The organism is Mesorhizobium sp. WSM4842, from assembly GCF_055901575.1.
Genome location: NZ_CM148372.1, coordinates 5,852,822 through 5,874,560, shown reverse-complemented (window position 1 = coordinate 5,874,560; position 21,739 = coordinate 5,852,822). Strand labels below are relative to the sequence as shown.

Annotated in this window: 22 protein-coding genes; 9 read left to right on the top strand and 13 right to left on the bottom strand. The window is 60.6% G+C overall.

The window, feature by feature from the left end; genetic code table 11:
• Positions 1-8 precede the first annotated feature (8 nt).
• Together AC0NIE_RS28595 and AC0NIE_RS28590 are read left to right on the top strand one after the other, a co-directional pair.
• Positions 9-1,523 (top strand): FGGY-family carbohydrate kinase, encoded by a 1,515-nt coding sequence (locus AC0NIE_RS28595; protein WP_473484753.1) that lies wholly within the window; start codon positions 9-11, stop codon positions 1,521-1,523.
• The gene (locus AC0NIE_RS28590) at positions 1,520-3,142 is read left to right on the top strand and encodes a GMC family oxidoreductase (RefSeq protein WP_473613614.1); all 1,623 of its coding nucleotides are present in this window, start codon (positions 1,520-1,522) and stop codon (positions 3,140-3,142) included. The genes AC0NIE_RS28595 and AC0NIE_RS28590 overlap by 4 nt, the downstream gene beginning before the upstream one ends.
• A 48-nt stretch (positions 3,143-3,190) precedes the next feature.
• Here AC0NIE_RS28590 and AC0NIE_RS28585 read toward each other — a convergent pair whose 3' ends face one another.
• Complete coding sequence (locus tag AC0NIE_RS28585) at positions 3,191-3,979, bottom strand: class I SAM-dependent methyltransferase (RefSeq protein WP_473484757.1); 789 nt, start codon at positions 3,977-3,979, stop codon at positions 3,191-3,193.
• 115 nt (positions 3,980-4,094) lie between these two features.
• Here AC0NIE_RS28585 and AC0NIE_RS28580 point away from each other — a divergent pair, with 115 nt between their 5' ends.
• From AC0NIE_RS28580 to AC0NIE_RS28565, 4 genes are all read left to right on the top strand, one after another.
• Positions 4,095-5,225, top strand: a complete 1,131-nt coding sequence (locus AC0NIE_RS28580) for an ABC transporter substrate-binding protein (RefSeq protein WP_473484758.1) — start codon at positions 4,095-4,097, stop codon at positions 5,223-5,225.
• A complete protein-coding gene (locus AC0NIE_RS28575) occupies positions 5,215-6,282 on the top strand; it encodes a FecCD family ABC transporter permease (RefSeq protein ID WP_473484760.1) in 1,068 nt (355 codons plus the stop codon). The genes AC0NIE_RS28580 and AC0NIE_RS28575 overlap by 11 nt, the downstream gene beginning before the upstream one ends.
• Positions 6,276-7,061, top strand: a complete 786-nt coding sequence (locus tag AC0NIE_RS28570; protein ID WP_473484762.1) for an ABC transporter ATP-binding protein — start codon at positions 6,276-6,278, stop codon at positions 7,059-7,061. Before AC0NIE_RS28575 ends, AC0NIE_RS28570 begins: the two co-directional genes overlap by 7 nt.
• Before the next feature lie 513 nt (positions 7,062-7,574).
• On the top strand, positions 7,575-7,829 hold the full coding sequence (locus tag AC0NIE_RS28565; protein ID WP_167391246.1) for a hypothetical protein: 255 nt from the start codon (positions 7,575-7,577) through the stop codon (positions 7,827-7,829).
• A 157-nt stretch (positions 7,830-7,986) separates the two neighbouring features.
• Here the strand turns inward: AC0NIE_RS28565 and AC0NIE_RS28560 are convergent, their stop codons facing one another.
• The 7 genes from AC0NIE_RS28560 to AC0NIE_RS28530 all read right to left on the bottom strand — a co-directional run bounded on the left by AC0NIE_RS28560 (position 7,987) and on the right by AC0NIE_RS28530 (position 15,258).
• Complete coding sequence (locus tag AC0NIE_RS28560; protein ID WP_473484764.1) at positions 7,987-9,600, bottom strand: DUF7055 domain-containing protein; 1,614 nt, start codon at positions 9,598-9,600, stop codon at positions 7,987-7,989.
• A 57-nt stretch (positions 9,601-9,657) separates the two neighbouring features.
• Complete coding sequence (locus AC0NIE_RS28555) at positions 9,658-10,812, bottom strand: glycosyltransferase family 4 protein (RefSeq protein WP_473484765.1); 1,155 nt, start codon at positions 10,810-10,812, stop codon at positions 9,658-9,660.
• A gap of 12 nt (positions 10,813-10,824) precedes the next feature.
• The gene (locus AC0NIE_RS28550; RefSeq protein ID WP_473484767.1) at positions 10,825-11,487 is read right to left on the bottom strand and encodes a class I SAM-dependent methyltransferase; all 663 of its coding nucleotides are present in this window, start codon (positions 11,485-11,487) and stop codon (positions 10,825-10,827) included.
• A 6-nt stretch (positions 11,488-11,493) separates the two neighbouring features.
• On the bottom strand, positions 11,494-11,883 hold the full coding sequence (locus AC0NIE_RS28545; protein ID WP_473484769.1) for a GtrA family protein: 390 nt from the start codon (positions 11,881-11,883) through the stop codon (positions 11,494-11,496).
• Positions 11,880-12,569 (bottom strand): class I SAM-dependent methyltransferase, encoded by a 690-nt coding sequence (locus AC0NIE_RS28540; RefSeq protein WP_473484771.1) that lies wholly within the window; start codon positions 12,567-12,569, stop codon positions 11,880-11,882. The genes AC0NIE_RS28545 and AC0NIE_RS28540 overlap by 4 nt, the downstream gene beginning before the upstream one ends.
• A gap of 72 nt (positions 12,570-12,641) precedes the next feature.
• A complete protein-coding gene (locus AC0NIE_RS28535) occupies positions 12,642-13,787 on the bottom strand; it encodes a glycosyltransferase family 2 protein (protein WP_473484773.1) in 1,146 nt (381 codons plus the stop codon).
• A gap of 526 nt (positions 13,788-14,313) precedes the next feature.
• Positions 14,314-15,258: a lipid kinase gene (locus AC0NIE_RS28530; protein ID WP_123147209.1), complete on the bottom strand. Its 945-nt coding sequence runs from the start codon at positions 15,256-15,258 to the stop codon at positions 14,314-14,316.
• Positions 15,259-15,414: 156 nt separating this feature from the next.
• Between AC0NIE_RS28530 and AC0NIE_RS28525 the strand changes: the two genes are divergently transcribed.
• The gene (locus tag AC0NIE_RS28525; protein ID WP_192355817.1) at positions 15,415-15,648 is read left to right on the top strand and encodes an AbrB/MazE/SpoVT family DNA-binding domain-containing protein; all 234 of its coding nucleotides are present in this window, start codon (positions 15,415-15,417) and stop codon (positions 15,646-15,648) included.
• Positions 15,645-16,049, top strand: a complete 405-nt coding sequence (locus AC0NIE_RS28520; protein WP_473484775.1) for a type II toxin-antitoxin system VapC family toxin — start codon at positions 15,645-15,647, stop codon at positions 16,047-16,049. Before AC0NIE_RS28525 ends, AC0NIE_RS28520 begins: the two co-directional genes overlap by 4 nt.
• A 166-nt stretch (positions 16,050-16,215) precedes the next feature.
• Here the strand turns inward: AC0NIE_RS28520 and AC0NIE_RS28515 are convergent, their stop codons facing one another.
• The 5 genes from AC0NIE_RS28515 to AC0NIE_RS28495 all read right to left on the bottom strand — a co-directional run bounded on the left by AC0NIE_RS28515 (position 16,216) and on the right by AC0NIE_RS28495 (position 20,893).
• Positions 16,216-17,139, bottom strand: coding sequence for a branched-chain amino acid ABC transporter permease (locus AC0NIE_RS28515; RefSeq protein ID WP_473485131.1), 924 nt, complete (start codon positions 17,137-17,139; stop codon positions 16,216-16,218).
• A 59-nt stretch (positions 17,140-17,198) separates the two neighbouring features.
• A complete protein-coding gene (locus tag AC0NIE_RS28510; RefSeq protein ID WP_473484777.1) occupies positions 17,199-18,086 on the bottom strand; it encodes a branched-chain amino acid ABC transporter permease in 888 nt (295 codons plus the stop codon).
• Positions 18,087-18,155: 69 nt separating this feature from the next.
• Positions 18,156-19,352 (bottom strand): ABC transporter substrate-binding protein, encoded by a 1,197-nt coding sequence (locus AC0NIE_RS28505; RefSeq protein ID WP_473484779.1) that lies wholly within the window; start codon positions 19,350-19,352, stop codon positions 18,156-18,158.
• Between the two features lie 46 nt (positions 19,353-19,398).
• Positions 19,399-20,145, bottom strand: coding sequence for an ABC transporter ATP-binding protein (locus AC0NIE_RS28500; RefSeq protein ID WP_473484781.1), 747 nt, complete (start codon positions 20,143-20,145; stop codon positions 19,399-19,401).
• The gene (locus AC0NIE_RS28495) at positions 20,138-20,893 is read right to left on the bottom strand and encodes an ABC transporter ATP-binding protein (RefSeq protein WP_473484783.1); all 756 of its coding nucleotides are present in this window, start codon (positions 20,891-20,893) and stop codon (positions 20,138-20,140) included. The genes AC0NIE_RS28500 and AC0NIE_RS28495 overlap by 8 nt, the downstream gene beginning before the upstream one ends.
• A gap of 588 nt (positions 20,894-21,481) precedes the next feature.
• On the opposite strand from AC0NIE_RS28495, the gene AC0NIE_RS28490 reads away from it, so the two are divergent.
• Entirely contained in the window at positions 21,482-21,733 is a 252-nt protein-coding gene (locus AC0NIE_RS28490) for a hypothetical protein (RefSeq protein ID WP_473484784.1), read from the top strand.
• Positions 21,734-21,739 lie beyond the last annotated feature (6 nt).

Below are 21,739 nucleotides of genomic sequence, written 5' to 3'. Positions count from 1 at the left end.
GAGCTTCAATGCAGCAATACATTCTGGGTCTTGATGCGGGCAATACCGTCATCAAGGCCATCATCTTCGACACCGCGGGTCGCGAACTCGCACTTGCCGCTCGGGACGGCCGTTCCTGCATGCCAGAGCCCGGCCATGTCGAGCGGGACCTCGGCGAATTGTGGCGCGACGCCGTCGAGGTCATCCGCCAGTGCCTCGACCAATCGGGCATCGACGCTGGCGACATTGCGGTGATCGGCTGCGCCGGGCACGGCAACGGGCTCTACGCACTGGACCGCGGCGGCGACCCGCTGCTCGGCATCCAGTCGCTCGACACGCGCGGCGTCGGCATCGTCGGCGAATGGGCGGCCGCGGGCGTTGGCGACCAGACCTATGTCCACTGCCTGCAACGGCCCTGGGCGGCGCAGACGCCGACTCTGCTGGCGTGGCTCAGGCGCCATGACCCGGCGCTTTTTGCCAAAATAGGCACCGTCTTCCTGTGCAAGGATTTTATCGTCAACCGCCTCACCGGCGCGCGCTCGACCGAGACCTCGGATATGTCGGGTTGCGGGCTTTTGCACATGCCCGGCCGACGCTACGAGGGTGAGTTGCTGGCCGCCTATGGTCTCGACGATTGCATGGAACTGCTGCCGGACGTGCTGGAAGCCTCCGACATCGCCGGCCATGTCACACGCGATGTCGCCGATGCCACCGGCCTTCTTGCGGGCACGCCTGTGGTGGCGGGCCTGTTCGACGTCGTCGCCAGCGCAATCGGTTCGGGCGTCACCAGCACCGGCGCCGCCTCGATCATTGCCGGCACCTGGAGCATCAACCAGGTCATCACAGAAGAGCCGATCCGCGATCCGTCGATCTTCATGCTGTCGACGTTCGATCCGGTGCGCTACCTCGCCATCGAATCGAGCGCCACGTCGGCCGCAAATCTCGAATGGATCGTCCGTGAGTTCTTCGCGCACGCCCCGCCGGCAGGCGCATCGCCATTCGAAATCTGCAGCGAGCTTGTTGCTTCCGTCGATCCCGCAGGAGACATGCCGATCTACCACCCATTCCTTTACGGCTCGCAGCAGAATGGCAGGGCGCGTGCAGGTTTCTACGGCATCGCCGGCTGGCATACGCGGGCTCATATGCTGCGCGCACTGTTCGAGGGCGTCGTCTTCGAACACCGGCGGCATATCGAGACGCTGCGCCGAGCGGGAGCGACTGTCAGCCAGGCGGTTCTTTCGGGCGGCGGCTCGCGCAGCGCCATCTGGCCGCAGATATTTGCGGATGTGCTGGACGTGCCGGTGACCGTAGCGCGCGGCCGCGAGACTGGTGCGCTGGGCGCTGCAATCGCGGCTGGGACAGGCGTCGGCCTGTTTGCCGACTTCTCTGCGGGCGCGGCTGCGATGACCGCGCCCGGCCGTTGCTACCGGCCCAATAGCGCGATCGCACCGGTCTACGAGCGGCGCTATCGTCTGTATGGCGAGATCAACCAGGCCATGGGTCCGCTATGGGACAGGATGGCAAGCGAACGGACGTCCAATTGACACAGACCGCTGCCGATTTTGGACAATACGACTTTATCATCGTCGGCGCGGGTTCAGCCGGCTGCGTGCTGGCCAACAGACTGTCGGCCAATCCAGGCACGCGCGTGCTGCTTCTGGAGGCCGGCGGCAGTGACCGCTACCACTGGGTCAACATTCCCATCGGCTATCTCTATTGCATGGGCAACCCGCGCACCGATTGGCTGATGAAGACCGAGCCGGAGCCCGGGCTGAACGGTCGTGCGCTCGACTATCCGCGCGGCAAGCTTCTGGGCGGCTGCTCATCGATCAACGGCATGATCTACATGCGCGGCCAGGCGGCCGACTATGATGGCTGGCGGCAGGCCGGAAATCTCGGTTGGGGCTGGGATGACGTGCTTCCATATTTCCGCAAGTCCGAGGACCATTTTGGTGGCGCCAACGACCTTCATGGCGCCGGTGGCGAATGGCGCGTCGAGCGCCAGCGTCTGTCCTGGCCGATCCTGGATGCGTTCCGCGATGCTGCCGAGGAACTCGGCATCCCCCGGACCGAGGATTTCAACGGCGGGACCAACGAGGGGTCGGGCTATTTCGAGGTCAACCAGAGGAAGGGCTTGCGCTGGAATACCTCGAAGGCGTTCCTGCGGGGCGTGCTCCGGCGGCCGAATTTGCGCGTCGTGACCGGCGCCGAGACCGAGAACCTAAATTTCGACGGAGCTTGCGTCACCGGCGTCGTCTTCCGCATGGGCGGCCAGTTGCATCGTGCGCTGGCGGGCGAGACGATCCTTGCCGCCGGCGCGATCAATTCGCCGAAGCTGCTCGAGCTTTCCGGCGTCGGCCGATCCGACGTGCTTGGCGCAGCAGGAATCCCGGTTCGCCACGCGCTGGAAGGCGTCGGCGAGACGCTGCAGGATCATTTGCAGATCCGCACGGTCTTCAAGGTCGCCAATGCCTCGACGCTAAACCAGCGCTACCACAATCTGTTCAGCCGCGCGGCCATGGGCGTCGAATACGCCATCCGTCGCAGCGGACCGCTATCGATGGCGCCGAGCCAATTGGGTATCTTCGCCAGAAGCGATCCACGACTGGAGACGCCCGATCTCGAATATCATGTCCAGCCGTTGAGCACTGACCGGCTGGGCGAGCCGCTGCATCGCTTCCCCGCGGTCACGGTTTCGGTCTGCAACCTCAGACCGGAAAGCCGCGGCACCGTCCACATAGGGACGCCCGATCCGCAGACGGCCCCGAAGATCCGGCCGAACTATTTGTCTACCGAGGGAGACAGGACCGTGGCTGTAGCATCGCTCCGCCACGTCCGCCGCATGATGAAGGCGCGCGCCGTTGCCCGTTTCGCGCCTGAGGAAATGCTGCCCGGTGCACACTATGAAAGCGACGAAGATCTCGTCCGCAAGGCCGGCGATATCGGCACGACGATTTTCCACCCGGTCGGCACCTGCAAGATGGGCGCAGGCTCGATGGCAGTGGTCGACGGCCGGCTGCGGGTGCACGGCATTTCTGGCCTGCGCGTCGTCGACGCTTCGATTATGCCGACGATCGTTTCCGGCAACACCAACTCTCCAGTGGTCATGATCGCGGAGAAGGCATCGGAAATGATCTTGCAGGACGCCAGCCAGAAAAAATAATCCTCGCTGGCGCGAATGGCTGCCGGTCTGCGTTAACTCAGATGCAGTTTACTGCGGCTTTGTCGCGCAGATCGCGAAGCGATGTTGAGTGGCGCGTTCGAGCGCCTTGGGCCAACTCATCTGTCGAGCCTGAGCGCGATGGATCGCGCCCAGTTTCCAGTCGACGACAGGCTGATCGAACCCGGCTTCGGCCAGCAAGCGAACTATCTCTTCCGCCCGTGCGCCGCCCGAGAAATAGACACGAGCAAGAATGTTCTGGTGGCGTCTGGCCAGGGAGGCGCCGTCATTGTCCGAGATACGGGACTTGCCGGCCGTGAGCTTCTCCCAAACTTCCCGCAAAACCATCGCCCAGTTGCGGCTGACAAAATCGCCGTCGATGATCAGCAGCCTGCCGCCGGGCTTCAGCAGCGAGAACCATTCGGCAAAGGCCGCCTTCGGATCCAGCAGCGTCCAGACCAGGTGACGGGTGACGATGGCATCGTAGCTCGCCTTGCCCTCGAGCGTCCGTTCGGCATCCCTCACGATGAAGCGGATATCGGCGCCGCGGGTTTGTGCCTTGGCGCGTGCCTTGGCGAGCATGGCTTCCGACCAGTCGAGGCCTGTCACCGCAAAGCCTAGATCGTGCATCAGATGCGAAATAACGCCTGTCCCACAGGCGAGATCCAGAGCCGCCCGCCCGGCGCCTGGCCCAAGGTGCCTGCTTATGAGCGCATGCCAGGCAGCGCGCTCCCGCTCGGAAAAAATCTCGTGGCCGACCTGCAGGTCGAATGTCTCGGCGCGGTCGGACCAATAGTCCCGAATTTCGTCGCGAAGCGAATAGTTTGCGTGAGCCGTCATTGCCCGAAACGCTCTCCCCTAAAGCGGTACATTGGAATTGCTCTAAAAGATAATTCTTGATTACACAACTCATGTTTTCTAAAGCCGGGCCGGTAAACTGAATTGCGAGAGCCCAATGATTTTGAAATCGATATTTGCGGCCGCGGTCGCCCTCGCGGCCTTGATGCCGCTAACCCACGGCACGCGCGCCGAAACCGTCACCGACATTAGCGGCCGCAAGGTCGAGGTGAAGACGCCGGTCGAGAAGGTCATCCTTGGCGAAGGCCGGCAAATTTACCTGATCGCCGCGCTCGATACCGACAACCCCTTCAAGCGAATCGTTGGCTGGCGCGAGGATTTCTCCCAGGCTGATCCCGACAATTACGCCGTCTATCTGGGAAAATTCCCCTCGATGGCCACGATCCCGACCTTTGGCGGTTTCAAGGACGGCACCTTCGACATCGAGCAGGCGATCGCGCTTCAGCCGGACGTGATGATCATGAACATCGAGTCCAAGCAGGCAACCGAGGACGCGCAATATATCGAGAAGCTCGCCGCCGTTGGCATCCCGGTGGTCTATGTCGATTTCCGCGAGCATCCCTTCACCAACACCGAGCCGAGCATGCGCCTCATCGGCAAGCTTTTTGGCCAGGAAAAGCGGGCCGAGGCGTTCATCGCCTATCGCGCCGCGCAGATTGCTCGCGTCACCGAAGTGATCGCAGAGAAGGATCCCAAGCGCCCGACCGTGTTTATCGAGCGCGCCGGGGGCTATTCCGACGATTGCTGCATGAGCTTCGGTAATGACAATTTCGGCAAGTTCGTCGAGATGGCCGGCGGCCGCAATATCGCGGCGGATCTGATCCCGGGCACTTTTGGCGCGCTCAATCCCGAACAGATCATCGCAAGCGATCCCGACCAGGTGATTGTCACGGGCGGTAACTGGGAGGCCTACGTGCCGGGCGGCAAATGGGTCGGCGTCGGTCCCGGCGCGGACGAAGCGGCAGCACTGAAGAAACTCAAGGGCCTGACGGAGCGGCCCGCCCTCACCGGCATCAAGGCGGTGGAGAACGGTCGGGTCCACGCCATCTGGCACCAGTTCTACAACAGCCCCTATCAGTTCGTCGCCATCCAGCAGATGGCCAAGTGGCTGCACCCCGACCTGTTCGCCGATCTGGACGCCGAGGCCACCTTCAAGGAGTTGCACGAGAAGTTCCTGCCGGTCGACTACAGGCCTGGCCATTGGGTCTCGCTCTCCAATGAGCAGTGAACCAGCAGCACTATCGGCCAAAGAAGGGCGCGGCCTCTACCGCGCCCTCGTCCTGCGCAAGCAACTCATCCTCGCAGGGCTCGCCCTGGCGCTGCTCCTGAGCCTTTGCATCGACCTCGCGCTCGGCCCGGCCAGCTACAGCCTGGACCAGGTTGTGCTCGCGCTCGTTTCTCCCGGCAGCGTCCCGCTTCAGGTGCGCGTCGTGCTGTGGGAAATCCGGCTCCCCATCGCGTTGATGGCCGTGGTCGTCGGCGCGGCACTGTCGGTCGCCGGTGCACAGATGCAGACTATCCTCAACAATCCGCTCGCCAGCCCGTTCACTCTCGGCATTTCGGCGGCGGCCAGCTTTGGGGCAGCACTCGCGCTCGCCTTCGGCGTCACGCTTATCCCCGCGGCAATCGAATATGTCGTGCCGCTCAACGCCTTCGTGGTGGCGATGCTGACCGCGCTCGTCATCCACCTGCTGAGTCTCAAGCGCGGCGTGACGGTCGAAACCATCGTGCTTCTCGGCATCGCGCTCGTATTCACCTTCAATGCGCTGCTGTCGCTCGTCCAGTATCTTTCCTCAGAGCAAGCGCTCGCCGCGGTCGTGTTCTGGACCATGGGAAGCCTCACAAAGGCCACCTGGCCCAAGCTCATCATCACCAGCCTCATCCTTCTCGCAACGCTTCCGATATTCGCACGCCGCGCCTGGGCGCTGACGGCGCTGCGGCTGGGCGAAGACAAGGCCGCGAGCTTTGGCGTCAAGGTCGCGCGCCTGAGGCTCGAAACCATGATGATGGTGAGCCTGCTCGCCGCCATTCCCGTCGCCTTCGTCGGCACGATCGGCTTCATCGGGCTGGTCGGTCCGCACATCGCCCGCATGCTGATCGGGGAAGATCAACGCTTCTTCCTGCCCGCCTCGGCGCTTTCGGGGGCACTCATCCTGTCGGCGAGTTCGGTTGCCAGCAAGTCGCTCATTCCAGGCACGATCTTCCCGATCGGCATCGTCACCTCGCTTGTCGGCATTCCCTTCTTCATCTCGCTGATCCTCCCGAATGTGAGGCGCTCATGGTAACGATCAGGCTCGATGGTCTCGGAGCCTTCCACGGGACGCGGCTCGCCCTCTCGGACGTTTCAACTCCCATTTTTCGGGGTGGCGAAGTAGTCGCCGTTATCGGGCCCAACGCAGCGGGAAAGTCGACGCTGTTCAAGCGCATCGCTGGACTTCTGAAAGGCCCGGGGCGTGTCTGCCTCGAGGGGGCGGCGAAGGGACCTGAGGGCATCTGCTATATGCCGCAGGATACGGCAGCCAACGCGGTGCTGACCGTCTATGAATCGATCCTGCTCGCCCGTAAGCAGGGCTCGGCCTGGTCGGTCGGCGATGGCGACCTCGCACTCATAGACGGCATCCTGGCCGCGCTCAGCATTTCGGATATTGCCTTTCGCAATGTCGGCGAACTGAGCGGCGGACAAAGGCAGATGGTAAGCATCGCCCAGATCCTCGCCCGTGAACCTGAAATCCTGCTGATGGACGAGCCGACGTCCGCGCTTGACTTGCACCGGCAGGTCGAGGTGCTGAGCTTCGTGCGCGGGCTTGCGCGCAAGCACGGGATCGCTGTGCTGATCGCAATTCACGAGCTCAATCAGGCCCTGCGCTTCGCCGACAAATGCATCGTCCTCGCCGAGGGGCGGATGATCGCCTGCGGCACGCCGGAAGAGGTTGTCACCCCGGCGCTTTTGCGTGATGTATACCGCGTAGAGGCGAGGATCGAGCGCTGCTCGCGGGGCATCGGTCATGTCATGGTGGACGGCGTCGCGGCCGAACCGGCAGCGACTGCATCGATAGCAGCTTAAAGCGTCGGTGGTCGGAAGCCAAGAACCTAGAAAATAGATCGAAAATTCTGTCGTAAATATTTGAATTAAAAACATTTTCCGTCGCCATTGGTGGGCTACTTGGGCGACGAATGGAGGCGTTCGCTCACGACCGCTGCACGTCCTTCGACGAGCCGCTTTTGTACGAGACACCTTGGGTAGACAGAGGTCGTGAAAACGCGCGATAAGGTTAGCCTGCGCTAGATCTAGAGATGGCCGGGGCACCAGAAGATGGCACGCCGAATGTGCAACGCAATGCTTGGCTTCGCGGCGCTTGCCATAACCGCGTGCCAATCGGCTCCTGAAACGCCGCGACCCACCCTCGAACCCGCGTTAGGACCTGGTACCATTCCCGCCCAAACTGCCTCGGATCCTGCCGCTGTTCCCTCCGGCTCAGCAATTATGGATCAATCCGTGGCGGTCACTCCCCCTGACAAGGCCGTTCCGACAAAGTATGCTGTTTTTTCGGGTCTATGGGCCGGACGATTGGATGGGATGTATGACGCCAAACTTGCTGTTCAGACGATTTCTTCCAATGGGAAGGTGACGGTTACCTATGCGTGGGGAACTCTGGGCGACAACCATCCGGGCGAGGCCGCCGGCGCTGGACGAATTGTGGGGACTACGTTGAAGCTTGAGCGCCTACCGAATGGCGCAGACGTCAGTTTTGTCATGCGGCCCGACAGAACCCTGGCCGGAACCGTTAGGCTTGCCGGCCAGACCTACACGGGCGCGTTCCTCAAGCAATGATCAAAGACGCGTCTGAAGGCCATGTAGGGGCCAGGCGACTGCCAGAAGGCGGAAATTGCTGGAAGTGGATGATGACCTGCCAGGTTGGGTCTGTGAAGGGCGATAAAGCTTGGCATGCGTTCTGATACCACCACGCCCCCAGGATGCACCCGAACACTCAGTCGTAGGCATTGGCAAACATGCTCAAATTGTCACCGCCGTGTTTGAAGCGTCCGGCGTACGAACCTTGTGGCAAGAGCAATGCCTCGCCTGAACCCATCCGCAAAGTTACAGCCTTCGGCCCGCTTGAGAGGTGGACTGGCCGATCAAAGACGGTGCCGTCAATGTCAACCGCGCCCCGTAATGGCGTTCCGGTTGTGCTGTACAGGCCGTATACGCCAGGGATTGGGACATCGAAGACCTCCTGCTCACCGAGGTAAAGTCGACGGCCGGCAATCCTCAAGTTTGGCGCGACGGTGACATAGCTGTTCCGGATCAGAGGTGCGATCACTGGATAGATATATTCCGTGCGGTAAGACCACAGGATCATTTTAGGCGGAGACTTACTGAATACTTCATAGGCCTCGGATCTGTCGCCCTGTCGCAAAGTCGCGAGGACATAGTGTCTATCAAGCCATAACGTCGACGGTTCGCTCCTGTTGGGCAGCATCCCGATGCCGTCGAAGTACCGGTCACCCGGAGCGAGCAATGATTCTGCACGCGCGACCAGTTCAAGTTGCGCCGCGTTGTTGAAACGGAGGTAAACAATATTGCTGACGAAACTTAGGACCACGGCGGTCACCAACGCCACCGATGCAATTCGAAAGTGGCGTGTGTTGGCCACGATCCGATCCAATGGTGCCAGTGACCACAATGACATGAACGGCAACGCCATGATGAATACGTAAGGCCAAGGCTGATCGTGAATGAAGACCAGAACGGTGATCACGATCGAGAAGACAAGCGCGATGCGATTTCTTTCCTCAATCTGCCTGAACCGCATCAGTGACAAAGCCATTCCAGAGAAACAGAAGACGTAGAGTACTACGTTCCGCAAAAGCGTCTGCAACACGAGGTGCCTCAGTCCGCCGTACTCAACACCCCCGCGGGTCGCAACTTCAATCGGACCTAATACAAGGCTCTCGGCGATGGGGACCGGGTTGCTGCCGCCGAAAACGAAGCAGTACGCAAGGATCGAAAGAGTCCACCCCAACACCAGGCATGCCCCGCGAGCCAGCCCAGTTGAATAGCGTCTCATGATGGCTGCGTCAGTGACCAAGCCGAGCCCCAGCGCAACATTGAAGTAGACCGATTTTTGAGTGGCCAGGAAAGCCAGTCCGCTTAGGACGCCTGCAGCAAGTATATGCCGTGCACTCAACGCATGTGCACGCACCACGACCAGGAGCGCAGCCACCGCGAAGAATACCGCCAGCGGTTCGGCGATTGTTCGGAAAACACGCTCCATGAAGTTCGAAAAGCACAGTAGGACGAGAACGATGCTTAAGGCGCGCACGCGATCCTCCCCGAGCGCACGGGCGCAGGCGTATACCATGGCAACGATCGCGCAGCCCAGGAGCGCGGTTTGTATGCGCCCGACAAGCAGAATAGACGTGGCATCCCAGCCTACCAGGTGCGCCAGCTTAAAGAACGCTGTCGATCCCGCCGCTTTACTCGGCTGAATTGTATCGAAAAGTTCCCTGAACAGATATTTGGCGTATCCGAGCTGCCCGAACTCGTCCATGACGAAGAGACTATTCCACGCAAGGACGAAAAGCAGGATAATCTTCACCATGATAAGACCGAGGGCGATTGTGCCTATCTGGTATCGGTCTCCACCGTAGGCTCGCATTCAAACATCGCCCTGATTTTCAGGAGAATTGGGCTTCTCTCCTCGTGCCAACGCAAGTAGACGCTCCGCCATAGACCTCCAGTCATAATGTGCTAACGCGTAGCGAGCCATGGCGGCCCGTTCCTTAGATGTGGGTGCAAGGGAATTAATAGCTTGGGCGCAACGTCTGGCCGAGCCTTCCGCGTCGCTGAGATCGATGGTCACGCCACGGAGCCAGTCGGTTGCGTTAGGGTCGGCTCGGTTGCTGGGTTCACCGCAGACGACCGGCAGCCCAGAAGCCATCGCCTCCTGGATTACGAGCGGAAAGCCTTCGCCCACGCTCGGCAACAGCAAGAGGTCAACGCTGCGATAGAGAGCGGCTAGAGCCTGCGGGCTCTGAGTCCCAAGGTCATGGACGTTGGCTAGTCCCCACATGGCGGGGCAGATCGGTCCGCTGCCGACCATCAGAAAGGCCAGGTCTTCCCTGGACGCAGCCAGGGCGCGTAGCACCCTGAGTCCCTTCTTCTCGACATAGCGACCAACGAAGAGAATGCGGCGCGCACCCGGCGCAATTGGCACCCCGGCCAGAGCGTCCGGCTCGGGAGCCAAACCTTCGCCGGGATGAAAAACTGCACTGTCGACACCATTGAACAGTAGAGAACACGGCATGCGGGCTGGCGTACCGACAAGGTCGTGTCGCACGGTATCGCTAATGAAAACGAGTGCGTCGGCTGCCCTCAGCATGGGGCGTGTGACGAGGATGTTGGCCAGTGCAACTGCCGAGCGGAGCACGCGCGATGAAAAAGCAACGCCAGCAATATGCTGGATCAAGACAACGCGCTTGCGGTGCGCTTTCGCCATCAACAATGCGAGTATCGAGGTGACGTACAATGCGTCATGCACCACCACCGCGTCGCAGCGGCGTACTTCGCGAGCCAGGGTTCGGATCGCGCGCGCACCCGGTAGGGGCATCGGCAGGCCAGTGATCTTCTCTATTGGGTTGGCGCAGGCAAGCGGGTGCGCCTCAACTTCGGTATACGGCGCTGGATCGGCATTACTAGCCGCCCAGACTGCCTCAGCACCTAAGCGTGCGAATTGGCGGCACAGTTGTCCGGCGACACGCTCTATGCCGCCGCCATGGGCCTCATAGAAATGGCTGATCGTGAGAATGCGCAACGGGTTATTCAGTCATACTGGCTCGAAGCGCATTGTTACTTCAAGCCGATTGGGAAACAGCAGTGCACCGACGCTTTTTCGATACCGCGCTGGTGTAGCGCGACAAGCGATGCGGTAGCCACTGTTGGCGGCCAGCATCTCCCATTCTGCTCGAGTGAGGTAACGCGCCCAGATCATGCCCCCAAAGGGGATATTCCCTATGGCATCCAAGGCCATGAGCCGCAAGGTGTCCAGCGTGCCGCATCTTTCGTGATCCTTGATATAAAGTGGACCGGTTACTACCCGCCGTATTTCGCGCAAGAGATCCGAACGGGCAGTGACCGGAACGTGGTGCACCACGTTGTTGAGCGTCGCTGCTTCAAAAGTTGCGTCAGCGAAAGGTAGTGTTTTGCCGTCATATTGCCGGGTTGGTACGCTGAGCGAGGAGCAGAAGCGATCGATTAGATCAACTGCCTGGACCTCGTCGACTGGGAAAAGTTCCGCCATGGCCTGGGCAATCACGCCAGTGCCGCCGCCGACGTCGAGCAAATTCCGATGGCGCGCGGCCCATACCTCACGCAAACTATCGAGCATCGTCGCTTGATAAAATGGGACCCTGGTCCGATACACAGCGAGATGACGCGATAGGATGACTTGCAGGAGCCGCGGGTCTATCGGCGACATCGTTGTGTCCATCGTTAATCACCTGAGCGCCGTCCAGCGGGTCGGCGTGACGATGGCCCAGCGACCGAGCAGGAAATTCAGAGCTAGCATGCAGACCGAAGCGATCGGTGCGGCGAATGTCATCGGCAGGTCGACCTGCTCATGCCAGAACCAGGTGGCAACGAAAGCGAACGGTATATTAGCCGACATTGCAATGAAGTAACGAACCAGGCCAATCGGGGCTAGCGGCTGACGAAAAGTGAACAACCCATGCAGAACATACCCGGCGCAAGCAACGATCCCGAAGGACAGCAGCACGGCGAACCACAGCGGCATACCGACACTATCTGCCAAGATGATAACGGCGTTGTGTAGCGCAATGCACAGGCCGGCGACAGCAACGTAAGCGAGAGGGGTCCGCATAGTCATGCAGCAGCCTTGCGAGCTCGTACCAGGAAGACACAAGCGTTGTCATCGCGTATCTGAGCGGGCGTGATCCGGTCTTCCAACTGAGCGCGCAGGTTCATCAACACGGCCAACGAGGACGCCAAAATGCCACCGATGATAGGCACACGCCTGAGGATGAAAGAAAATCCCGTCGATCGGATCAGTGTGGTAGTCGCCAGCGGACCGACGATTGCGTGCACATCCTCCACTTCGAGGCCTCGATTGGCGAGGTCCACGATAAGCCCGGTGCGCGTCCAGCGGCGATGATCTTCGGGGTGAGGATGATAGAGCCAAGTGCCGTGAGTAGATAGCAGCAGCACGCCATCATCGCGCAACAGCCTCCGTATTTCGCCACAATAGGCGTCGAGGTCACGCACGTGCTCAAGTACCTGCACCGAAAGCACTGCACCTGCCGCACCATCGGCCAGCGGCACACGGCCCTGCTCGTCTATTTGCAAGAAACCTTCACCGCCGATGTCTGCACCGCAGTAATCGATATTCATCTGACGCATCATCTCAGCATACGGCATGTCGCCGCAGCCGAGGTCTACCATCAGCGAGCCTTGTCTGACATGCGCACTTGCTTCTTCCCGCAACAGTCGCGCAAGCGCGCGTAGGATCAGCCAGTCCGTATCCCAGACCCGTGGAACAGCCCTGCTTTGTCTCATGCGGTCCAGTCCTCAAGAACACGCACTATCTGCCCCGCGGCACGTAGGTCCGGAATGTCCGAAACCGAATGGTTAGCAGACACGTCGATTGTCCAGGTTATCCAGGAGCAATTTGAGAACAAATCCGGAAAGCACCATGGAAACGCCTGCCACGCAGGCCGTGGTAATCACAAAAGTCAGATGCACGGATTGCTCCATTGAGCCGCCAACGAAGATCCATCGCAGCGCCAGCAATATATCCGCGAGGAAACCAATCGTCGCGAGCACACCTCCGGAGAGGACTAGCCATTCCAGCGGGCGACTGCGCGTCAGCCAGGCGATCATCAGTCCTGCGCGTACAGGGTGATAGATTGCGATCGCTACCTTGGCCAGCGTCCCGAAGAGAATGGCCGAAAGACCGATCAATGTTGCCATCGACGAGAGCGCAACGAAGTGGATCCCGAAATACTGCCCACCTATGGTGACAGGCCCAGCAGCGAGGATGGCAAGCCCGATGACACCGGCGATCATCAGGATTAGTCCGGGTACAAGATACATCGTGTCCGGTGCATGAGCTACGATCAGCCGCAGGTGTCGCCACCCGTCACGGAAAGAGCGCAGGTGAGGAGGGCGGTCACGTTTGTCGGGATAGAGCTTGATCGGCACCTCACGGATGATCAATCCGGCGCGATGCGCGTTGATGACCATTTCGGAAGCGAATTCCATACCGGGCGAGCGTGCGCCCATTCTTTGGAATGCGTCACGAGTGAAACCCCGCATGCCGCAATGAAAATCGCCTATGGGAGAGTGGTGAAGCCAGCGCGCAATCGTCGAAAGCACAGGATTGCCAAGGTATCGGTGCAGAGCAGGCATGGCGCCAGGCTCTATCCCGCCAGCAAAGCGATTGCCCATGACCAACTCCGCGCCATCCTCCAGCGCGTCGATGAAGTCGTCGAGTTTGCTCCAGTCGTAGGAATCGTCTGCATCGGCCATGATCAGGTACTTGCCGTGCGCAGACCCAGCCGCTGCACTAATGGCGGCGCCGTAGCCCTTGACCGGCTGGTGCGCGACGCGCGCACCAAGCGACCGGGCAATCTCCACCGAGCGATCGCTCGATCCATTATCCCCGACCACTACCTCACCTCTGATCCCCCGCTTTGCGAACGCATCAAGCGCCTTTCGAATACAGATGCCGAGCGTGCGCTCTTCGTTCAGGCAAGGTATGATCGCCGATACCAAGGGAGCCTCCAACTCAAGGAAGCCTTGGTCAGTTTGGCCCGTCGCGACGTCAGACCAGCTATTCATCATTCCACCTGATCCAGTCGAATCGTCAGCTGCATCGAGAGTCGGGCACGTGACCAACGTGTTGCTTCTGGCCTTTATCGACCTAGAAAGAACAAGTTGCGTAATTATTCCCAAAGCCTAATTACCGTTGGGCGCGTTAATTTTTTGTGCTTATGCAACCACGACGATTGCAATCAGGAACACGATAGCTCCTGGCCAACACGACGCGCACAGCGCAAACCTAGCGGGAGAATGTCTGGAACTTTGGTGGATAGCTGTCGTTCTCGTCAATCTGCAAGCCTGCAGCCGCTTTGGGAGGCATTCGGTCAGCTCTTAGCTGACATTTAGGCCGGTCATGCCACGGTGTCGCAAATCACCTTCGCCAGGCTCTGACGAGCCGAGGGGAATCAAGCAGGCAGGCACTCCATCCGAAGATGACCGCAGGCGGTTGGGTCTATTCGACGCTCGCTTGGTCGCCGGTCTACCCGCTGTTTGCGCTGACCGCGTCACCAAGCACCTTTGTACGGGGCTGCATGCGCGCGGCGGCAGGAGCGAAGACCGAAATCGCCTTCGGGTGGACCTTGAAATGCGCCGGAGTCGAGGTGACGATCTCACCATCGGTGTTCACCGGCATCGGCCTTTTCGTCTCGATGTCGAACTCGACGCATCTGGCCGTCCGAACCTCGCTCCAGGCGCCGTGTGTGCCTGAGCGGAACGAGCGCAGCAAGAGCGCCATCTTCCAGAGGTTCGTCATTTCCAGGCTGTACAAGTCGAGATGCCCGTCATCGATCTCCGCCGTCTCCTCAACGACGTTGCCGCCGCCATAGTGCCGGCCGTTGCCGACTGCTATCTGGTAGGTTTCGACTTCGGTCGCTACGCCCTTTTCGGTAATCCTTGCTTCGAAGTGGCGGGCCTTGGTCAACACTTTCATGGCCGCCAAGGCATAGCCAAACCGGCCGAAACGTTTCTTCAGTGCCGGGTCGAGACCCTGGGCAAGGTCGGTGCTGAGGCCGATGCTCGCGACATTGAAGAAAGCGTGACCATTGACGGTCCCGACATCGATCAGACGCCTTCCGCCCTGTACGATCACGTCTGCGGCCTTCCGCAGATCCAACGGTATTTCGAGCGTTCGTGCCAGATCGTTCGCCGTCCCCATCGGAATGATGCCCATCGGCAGCCCGCTTTCCATGGCCGCGACCGCCGCCGAGGACACCGATCCATCGCCGCCGCACACGATCACAAGGTCGGCCCTATGGCGAAGGCGCACGATATCGCGTGCTATCTCGGGCAGCGCCTCAAACGTCTCGACGCTGACGCGGAGCCCGCCGGCTTCCAGCCGTTCGACGACCGGTGCGATAGATTCCTGCCCGCGTCGCGCCTTTGGATTGACGAGCAGAAGCGCGCGTCTGGTCGTGATGTCGTTCATGCGGCGTAGATAGGGTGCTTGCCTGCGGATTACGACGTCAAAAGGCGCCTGGGAAGACAAGTCACAAAATGACGGCTCCGGCAGCCGTTTGCGAAGGTTGAAATTCGGCCCACAAGGTAATACCTTATAGAAAATGGGTATTACCAGGATGCGGACATGACCAGCACAGTCACAGCCAAGGGACAGGTGACCATCCCGAAGCCGGTCCGCGACCTGCTCGGAATCGTTCCGGGCAGCAAGGTTGATTTCCGCCGCACCGATGACGGCAATGTGTTGATCGTGCGTAGCGACAAGAAGCAGCCCGCCAGCCGCTTCGCGAAATTGCGCGGCCATGCCGGCAAGGGACTCGACACCGACGCGATCATGGCACTGACGCGTGGCGACGCGTGACGCTGGTCGACACCAACGTTCTGCTCGACCTTGTCACGGACGATGCGAACTGGGCGGATTGGTCGATCGCCCAGCTTGAGACGGCAAGCCTCAATGGGTCGTTGTTGATCAACGATGCAGTCTATGCCGAGCTTGCCGTTCGCTACGACCGCATCGAGGATATCGACGCGTTTCTCGACGAAGCCGGTCTCCAAATGGCTCCGATGCCCCGGGCAGCACTGTTCCTCGCCGGAAAGGTCTTTATGCGGTATCGCAAATCGGGCGGATCGCGCACTGGTGTGCTGCCTGACTTCTTCATCGGCGCCCATGCCGCCGTCGATGGACTGCCGTTGCTCACCCGCGACGTCGGCCGCTACCGCACCTATTTTCCATTGCTGAAACTGATCGCACCGGACTACTGAACAGCCCGCCGGCCCGAGAAGCACGATTTGGCGCCAAGGCAGAGGCCCTTTTGCCTCTTAATCCGGAAGTCTTGGTGAGATGGTTCCGTGCAAGATTGTCGTCTGGCTATAGAACTGAGTGGCTGCATGGCCTAATCGGCGACCGGTCGCTGGTTTCATCACCTGTTCAGAGCGGTTTCCGGATCCATTTTGCCAGGACGCCAACGATGCCCTCCCGGAACAACAGCACCGCGACAACGAAGATGATGCCTTGGCCGATCGTGACCCAGTCGCCAAATGTCGCGAGGTAATTCTGCATCGTGACGATGACTGCCGCGCCGACGATCGGTCCGAACACCGTGCCCATGCCGCCTAAGAGCGTCATCAGCACGACCTCGCCGGACATGGTCCAGTAGACGTCGGTAAGCGACGCCAATTGGAACACGATTGCCTTGGTTGCGCCGGCGACGCCGGCGAGCGTGGCCGACAGCACGAATACGGCGAGCTTGTAGCGGTTGACCCGATAGCCCAGCGAGATCGCGCGAGGCTCGTTCTCGCGGATCGCCTTCAACACCTGTCCAAACGGCGAATGGATGATCCGATAGATCAACAATATGCCGGCGAAGAAGATGGCGAGCACGAAGAAATAGAGCACTTCGCTCGAGCGCAGGTCGATCAGCCCGAACAGATGCCCGCGCGGCACGGCCTGGATGCCGTCCTCGCCACCGGTAAACGCCGCCTGCAGCGAGAAGAAATAGATCATCTGCGCAAAAGCCAGCGTCACCATGGCGAAATAGATGCCGTGGCGGCGAATGGCGAGGGAGCCAATGGCGAGACCGAGCACGGCAGCCACCAGCGCGCCCGCGATGATGGCGAGTTCGGGCGTCAAACCCCACACCTTTGCCGCATGGGCCGAGACGTAGCTCGCCATGCCGAAATAGGCAGCGTGGCCGAACGACAAGAGCCCGCCATAGCCGAGCAACAGGTTGAAGGCGCAGGCAAACAGCGCGAAGCACAGCACCTTCATGACGAAGATCGGATAGAGCAGAAATGGCGCGGCGATGAGGAAGACGAAGAGCGCGGCGAAGATCGCAAAGTGATGACGTGGCATGCCCGCGGCGCCAACCGACGTGATGGCCACCATCGCGATCGGGTTGGTGTCGGTTGTCATCACACACTCCGCCCAAACAGACCCGCGGGCTTGACGAGTAGCACGAGCGCCATGATGACAAAGATCACCACGGCCGAGCCTTCCGGATAGAACACGCGGGTCAGACCCTCGATCAGCCCAAGCCCGAAGCCGGTGAGGATCGAGCCCAGAATCGAGCCCATGCCGCCGATGACGACGACGGCGAAGACGACAATGATCAGGTCTGCCCCCATGTTCGGATTGACTGCGTATATCGGCGCGGCGAGCACGCCGGCGAAACCCGCCAGTGCGACGCCGAAACCATATGTGAGCGTGACCAGCAGCGGCACGTTGATGCCGAACGCGCCGACCATGGTCGGGTTCTCGGTCGCTGCCCTGAGATAGGCGCCAAGGCGGGTCTTTTCGATAATGAACCAGGTCGCGAGACACACGATGAGTGAAGCCACGATCACCCAGGCGCGCGAATTTGGCAGGTACATGAAACCGAGATTATGCCCGCCGGTCAGAAGCGGCGGCGGCGGGTAAGGCAGGCCGGATACGCCGAAAAACTGGCGGAAGAAGCCGACGATGATCAGCGCCAGGCCGAAAGTGAGAAGCAGACCGTAGAGATGGTCGAGGTGATAGAGTCGTCGGATCAGCACGCGCTCGAGCACGATGCCGGTGACGCCGACGATCGGCGGCACGATGAACGCGGCCCACCAGTAGCCGACGCCGAGATAGTTGAGCAGCATCCAGGTGCCGAAGGCGCCCAGCATGTACTGCGCGCCATGCGTGAAATTGATGATGTTCAAGAGACCGAAGATGACCGCCAGCCCGAGGCTCAGAACCGCGTAAAAGGACCCATTGATCAGCCCGAGCAGCAACTGGCCGAACAGGACCTGCGGCGGAATTCCAAGCAGTTCGAACATGGTCGCTCCGGCTGACTTGTCGACGAAAGGACGCGCCGAGCGGCTCGGCGCGTCGTTGGCGAGGCTCGCTTACTTGACGAGCGGACAGCCGCCGTCGGCGAGCGGGCGGAACGCTTTGTCGGCCGGAATGGTGGCCACCGTCTCGAAATAATCCCATGGCCCCTTCGATTGGTCCGGCTTCTTGACGCGGAACAGATACATGTCGTGCAGCTTGCGCCCGTCCGCGCGGATCGTGCCCTTGCCGAACAGCGGATCATCGGTCGGCATTTCCTTCATCTTGGCCATCACCTTGGCCGCTTCCTTGTCGCCGACGGCCTCGACGGCTTTAAGGTAATGCAGGACCGAAGCGTAGACTCCGGCCTCGATCATCGAAGGCTTCTGTCCGGCATTCCGCTCCTGGAAGCGGGCAGAGAATTCCCGCGTTTGATCGTTCTTGTCCCAGTAGAACGCGCCGGTGAGCACGAGGCCCTGCGCCACTTCGAGGCCAAGCGCATGCACGTCATTGATGAACATCAGCAGGGCGGCGAGCGCCTGGCCACCCTGTGTGATGCCGAATTCCGACGCCTGCTTGACCGCGTTAATCGTGTCGCCGCCGGCATTGGCGAGGCCGACGACCTTGGCACCCGACCCTTGCGCCTGCAGCAGGAAGGACGAGAAATCCTGGCCGGGGAAAGGATGACGGACGGCGCCGAGAACCTTGCCGCCCGATGCTTCGACGACCTTCGACGTATCGCGCTCGAGCGCGTGGCCGAAGGCGTAGTCCGCCGTGACGAAGAACCAGCTATCGCCGCCTTGTGCGACCATGGCCGAGCCGGTGCCGTTGGCAAGCGCCCAGGTGTCGTAGGTCCAGTGGACGGTGTTGGGCGAACAGGCTTTGCCGGTGAGGTCCGACGAGGCCGGACCCGAGGCGAGGAAGATCTTGTTCTTCTCCTTGGTAATCTCGTTGACGGCGAGCGCCACCGACGAGGTTGGCACGTCGGCGATCACATCGACATTTTCGGTGTCGTACCACTGGCGGGCGATGTTCGAGCCAACGTCCGGCTTGTTCTGGTGGTCGGCGGAGACGATCGACACATTGATGCCCTTGTCCGCCGCCTTGAAGTCTTCCGCCGCCATCTGGGCGGCGATGACCGAGCCTTCGCCGGCGATGTCTGCATAGATGCCGGAACGGTCATTCAGAACGCCGATCTTGACATCCGTGGCGTAGGCCGCGCCTGCCATCAGCAGGCTCGCCGTTGAAGCCAGAATAAATCCCATTTTTTTCATCGCTACTTCCCTCCGATTGCGGCGCAATGCGCCGTTGATGATTGCCTCAGACACCGAGATAGGCGTGCAGCTTGTCAATGTTGGCGTCGAGTTCGTCGTTGGGGATCGTGTCGATCACGCGCCCCTGTTCCACCACGTAGTGCCGGTCCGCGACCAACGCGGCAAAATGAAAATTCTGTTCGACGAGCACGATCGTGAATCCCTTCTCCTTGAGCCGGGCAATGGTGCGGCCGATCTGCTGCACAATGACGGGTGCAAGCCCTTCGGTCGGCTCGTCGAGCAGCAAGAGCTTCGCGCCGGTCCGCAAAATCCGGCCGATGGCAAGCATCTGCTGTTCGCCGCCCGAAAGCTTGGTGCCTTGGCTCGAAAGCCGCTCCTTCAGGTTCGGGAAAAGCTCGAAAATCTGCTCGACGCTGAGCCCACCGGGGCGCACCTTCGGCGGCAGCATCAAATTCTCCTCGACCGAGAGGCTGGAAAAGATCGCGCGCTCCTCTGGGCAGTAGGCGATGCCCATCTGTGCGATCGACCGCGACGGCAGCTTGATCGTCTCACGGCCGTCATAGGTGACCGAGCCCGAGCGCCTGGAAAGGATGCCCATGACGGCCTTCAGCGTCGTCGTCTTGCCGGCGCCATTGCGGCCGAGCAGCGTCACCACTTCGCCTTCGCCAACCTCGAAGCTCACGCCGTGAAGCACATGGCTCTCGCCGTACCAGCCCTGCAGGCCATCGACGCGGAGGAGGGGTCTCGCCGAGGAGGCAACAGCCGGCCTGCTCGTCAGTTCAGCTTCAACCATGGCCGGCCCCGATATAGGCTTCGATAACGCGCGGATCTTTGGATACCGCAGCATAGTCGCCTTCGGCGAGGACTTTGCCGCGCGCGAGCACGGTGATGCGGTTCGACAGCGAGGCTACGACCGACAGATTGTGCTCAACCATCAAAATGGTGCGGTTCTTGGAGATGCGCCGGATCAGCGCCGAGATGCGCTCAATGTCTTCTTGTGCCATGCCTGCCATAGGCTCATCGAGGAGCAGCATTTCAGGGTTCAGCGCCAGTGTCGTCGCGATTTCAAGCGCGCGCTTGCGGCCGTAGGACAGATCGCTGGCGCGGATGTCCGAAAACTCGGTCAAACCGACATCGGCGAGAAGAGCCGCAGCCTCGCTATTGAAATTGGAGAGCACTTTCTCGGAGCGCCAGAAATCGAAACTGTCGCCGCGCCGGCGCTGCAGCGCGATGCGGACATTCTCGAGTGCGGTCATGTGCGGAAACACCGCCGATATCTGGAAGGAGCGCACAAGGCCCAGCCGCGCGATGTCGGCCGGCTGCATCCTGGTGATGTCCCGGCCCTGGTAGCGGATCGCGCCGCGCGTCGGCTGCAGGAATTTGGTCAGCAAGTTGAAGAGGGTCGTCTTGCCTGCGCCGTTGGGGCCGATCAGCGCGTGGATCGATCCTCGCTCCACCGTCAGGTTGACATTGTTGACAGCGACGAAACCCTTAAATTCCTTAGTCAATCCCGCTGCTTCGAGGATCGCTCCGGAATTCATGCGCGGGAACCTTCGCCCGTCATCGGCGTGAAAACGTGGAACCGCGCTGCGAGGCTGTCCGCCCCCAGGGTGACTTCCATGGTTTCCTCCCGTGGCACTCCTGCCCGCAACAAACGACCTAATGCACATCGCGTCAAGGCCGCAATTTTCAGAAGCCTCGAACTTCACGAAGCGCTGAGTCAACTGCCCTTGGCACAGGCTCGCCTCGAGAAGCTGGCGTGCGGTTGGCATCACATCCGATCGAGCGGCATTTACAGGGATCTGTTGCGGTCTTTGACTGCCGGCGCTGTGGCACGGGGCCTTCGATGAACCCCATCCCTGGCCGAGCAGTGCGAAATCCCTCGCCGCCCGACTAGATGAATGCGAAAAGCTTAGCTGCGTTAGTTCGAGTTGGGGTTGTCCTTGCCGCGGTTTGGATCCTTGCCGGCAGCCTGGCTGCTCTGTTGGGCTTGTCCTTCTTGTCCTGATTGCCGCGGTTGCTCGACGCGGCGATTGTTCCCGCGGGGAACATATCGGCCTTTCGAGAGTTCGCGCTATAGGACCGCAATGAACGCGAGGAAGGGGATTGCCGTCGAAGCTTTTTGAAGGATGACCTTCGCTTTTGAGAAGTTGTCAGGATTGATCGTGGACACACCAGACGAAGCTGTGGACGCGGCACCGCGGATAAGCGGCCTCGATCATGCACGGGTGCGACAAGCTTTTGACGTGCGATTCACGATCGAGCGCGTGTGCAGCGATTACTTGGCGATCTATCGCTCGCTCATGGAGGGCACAACGAATGCACTTGGTTCTCAAAACAAGCGCGCTAAAAATACCGCAATGATGACTATGGCTACCTGACAGAGC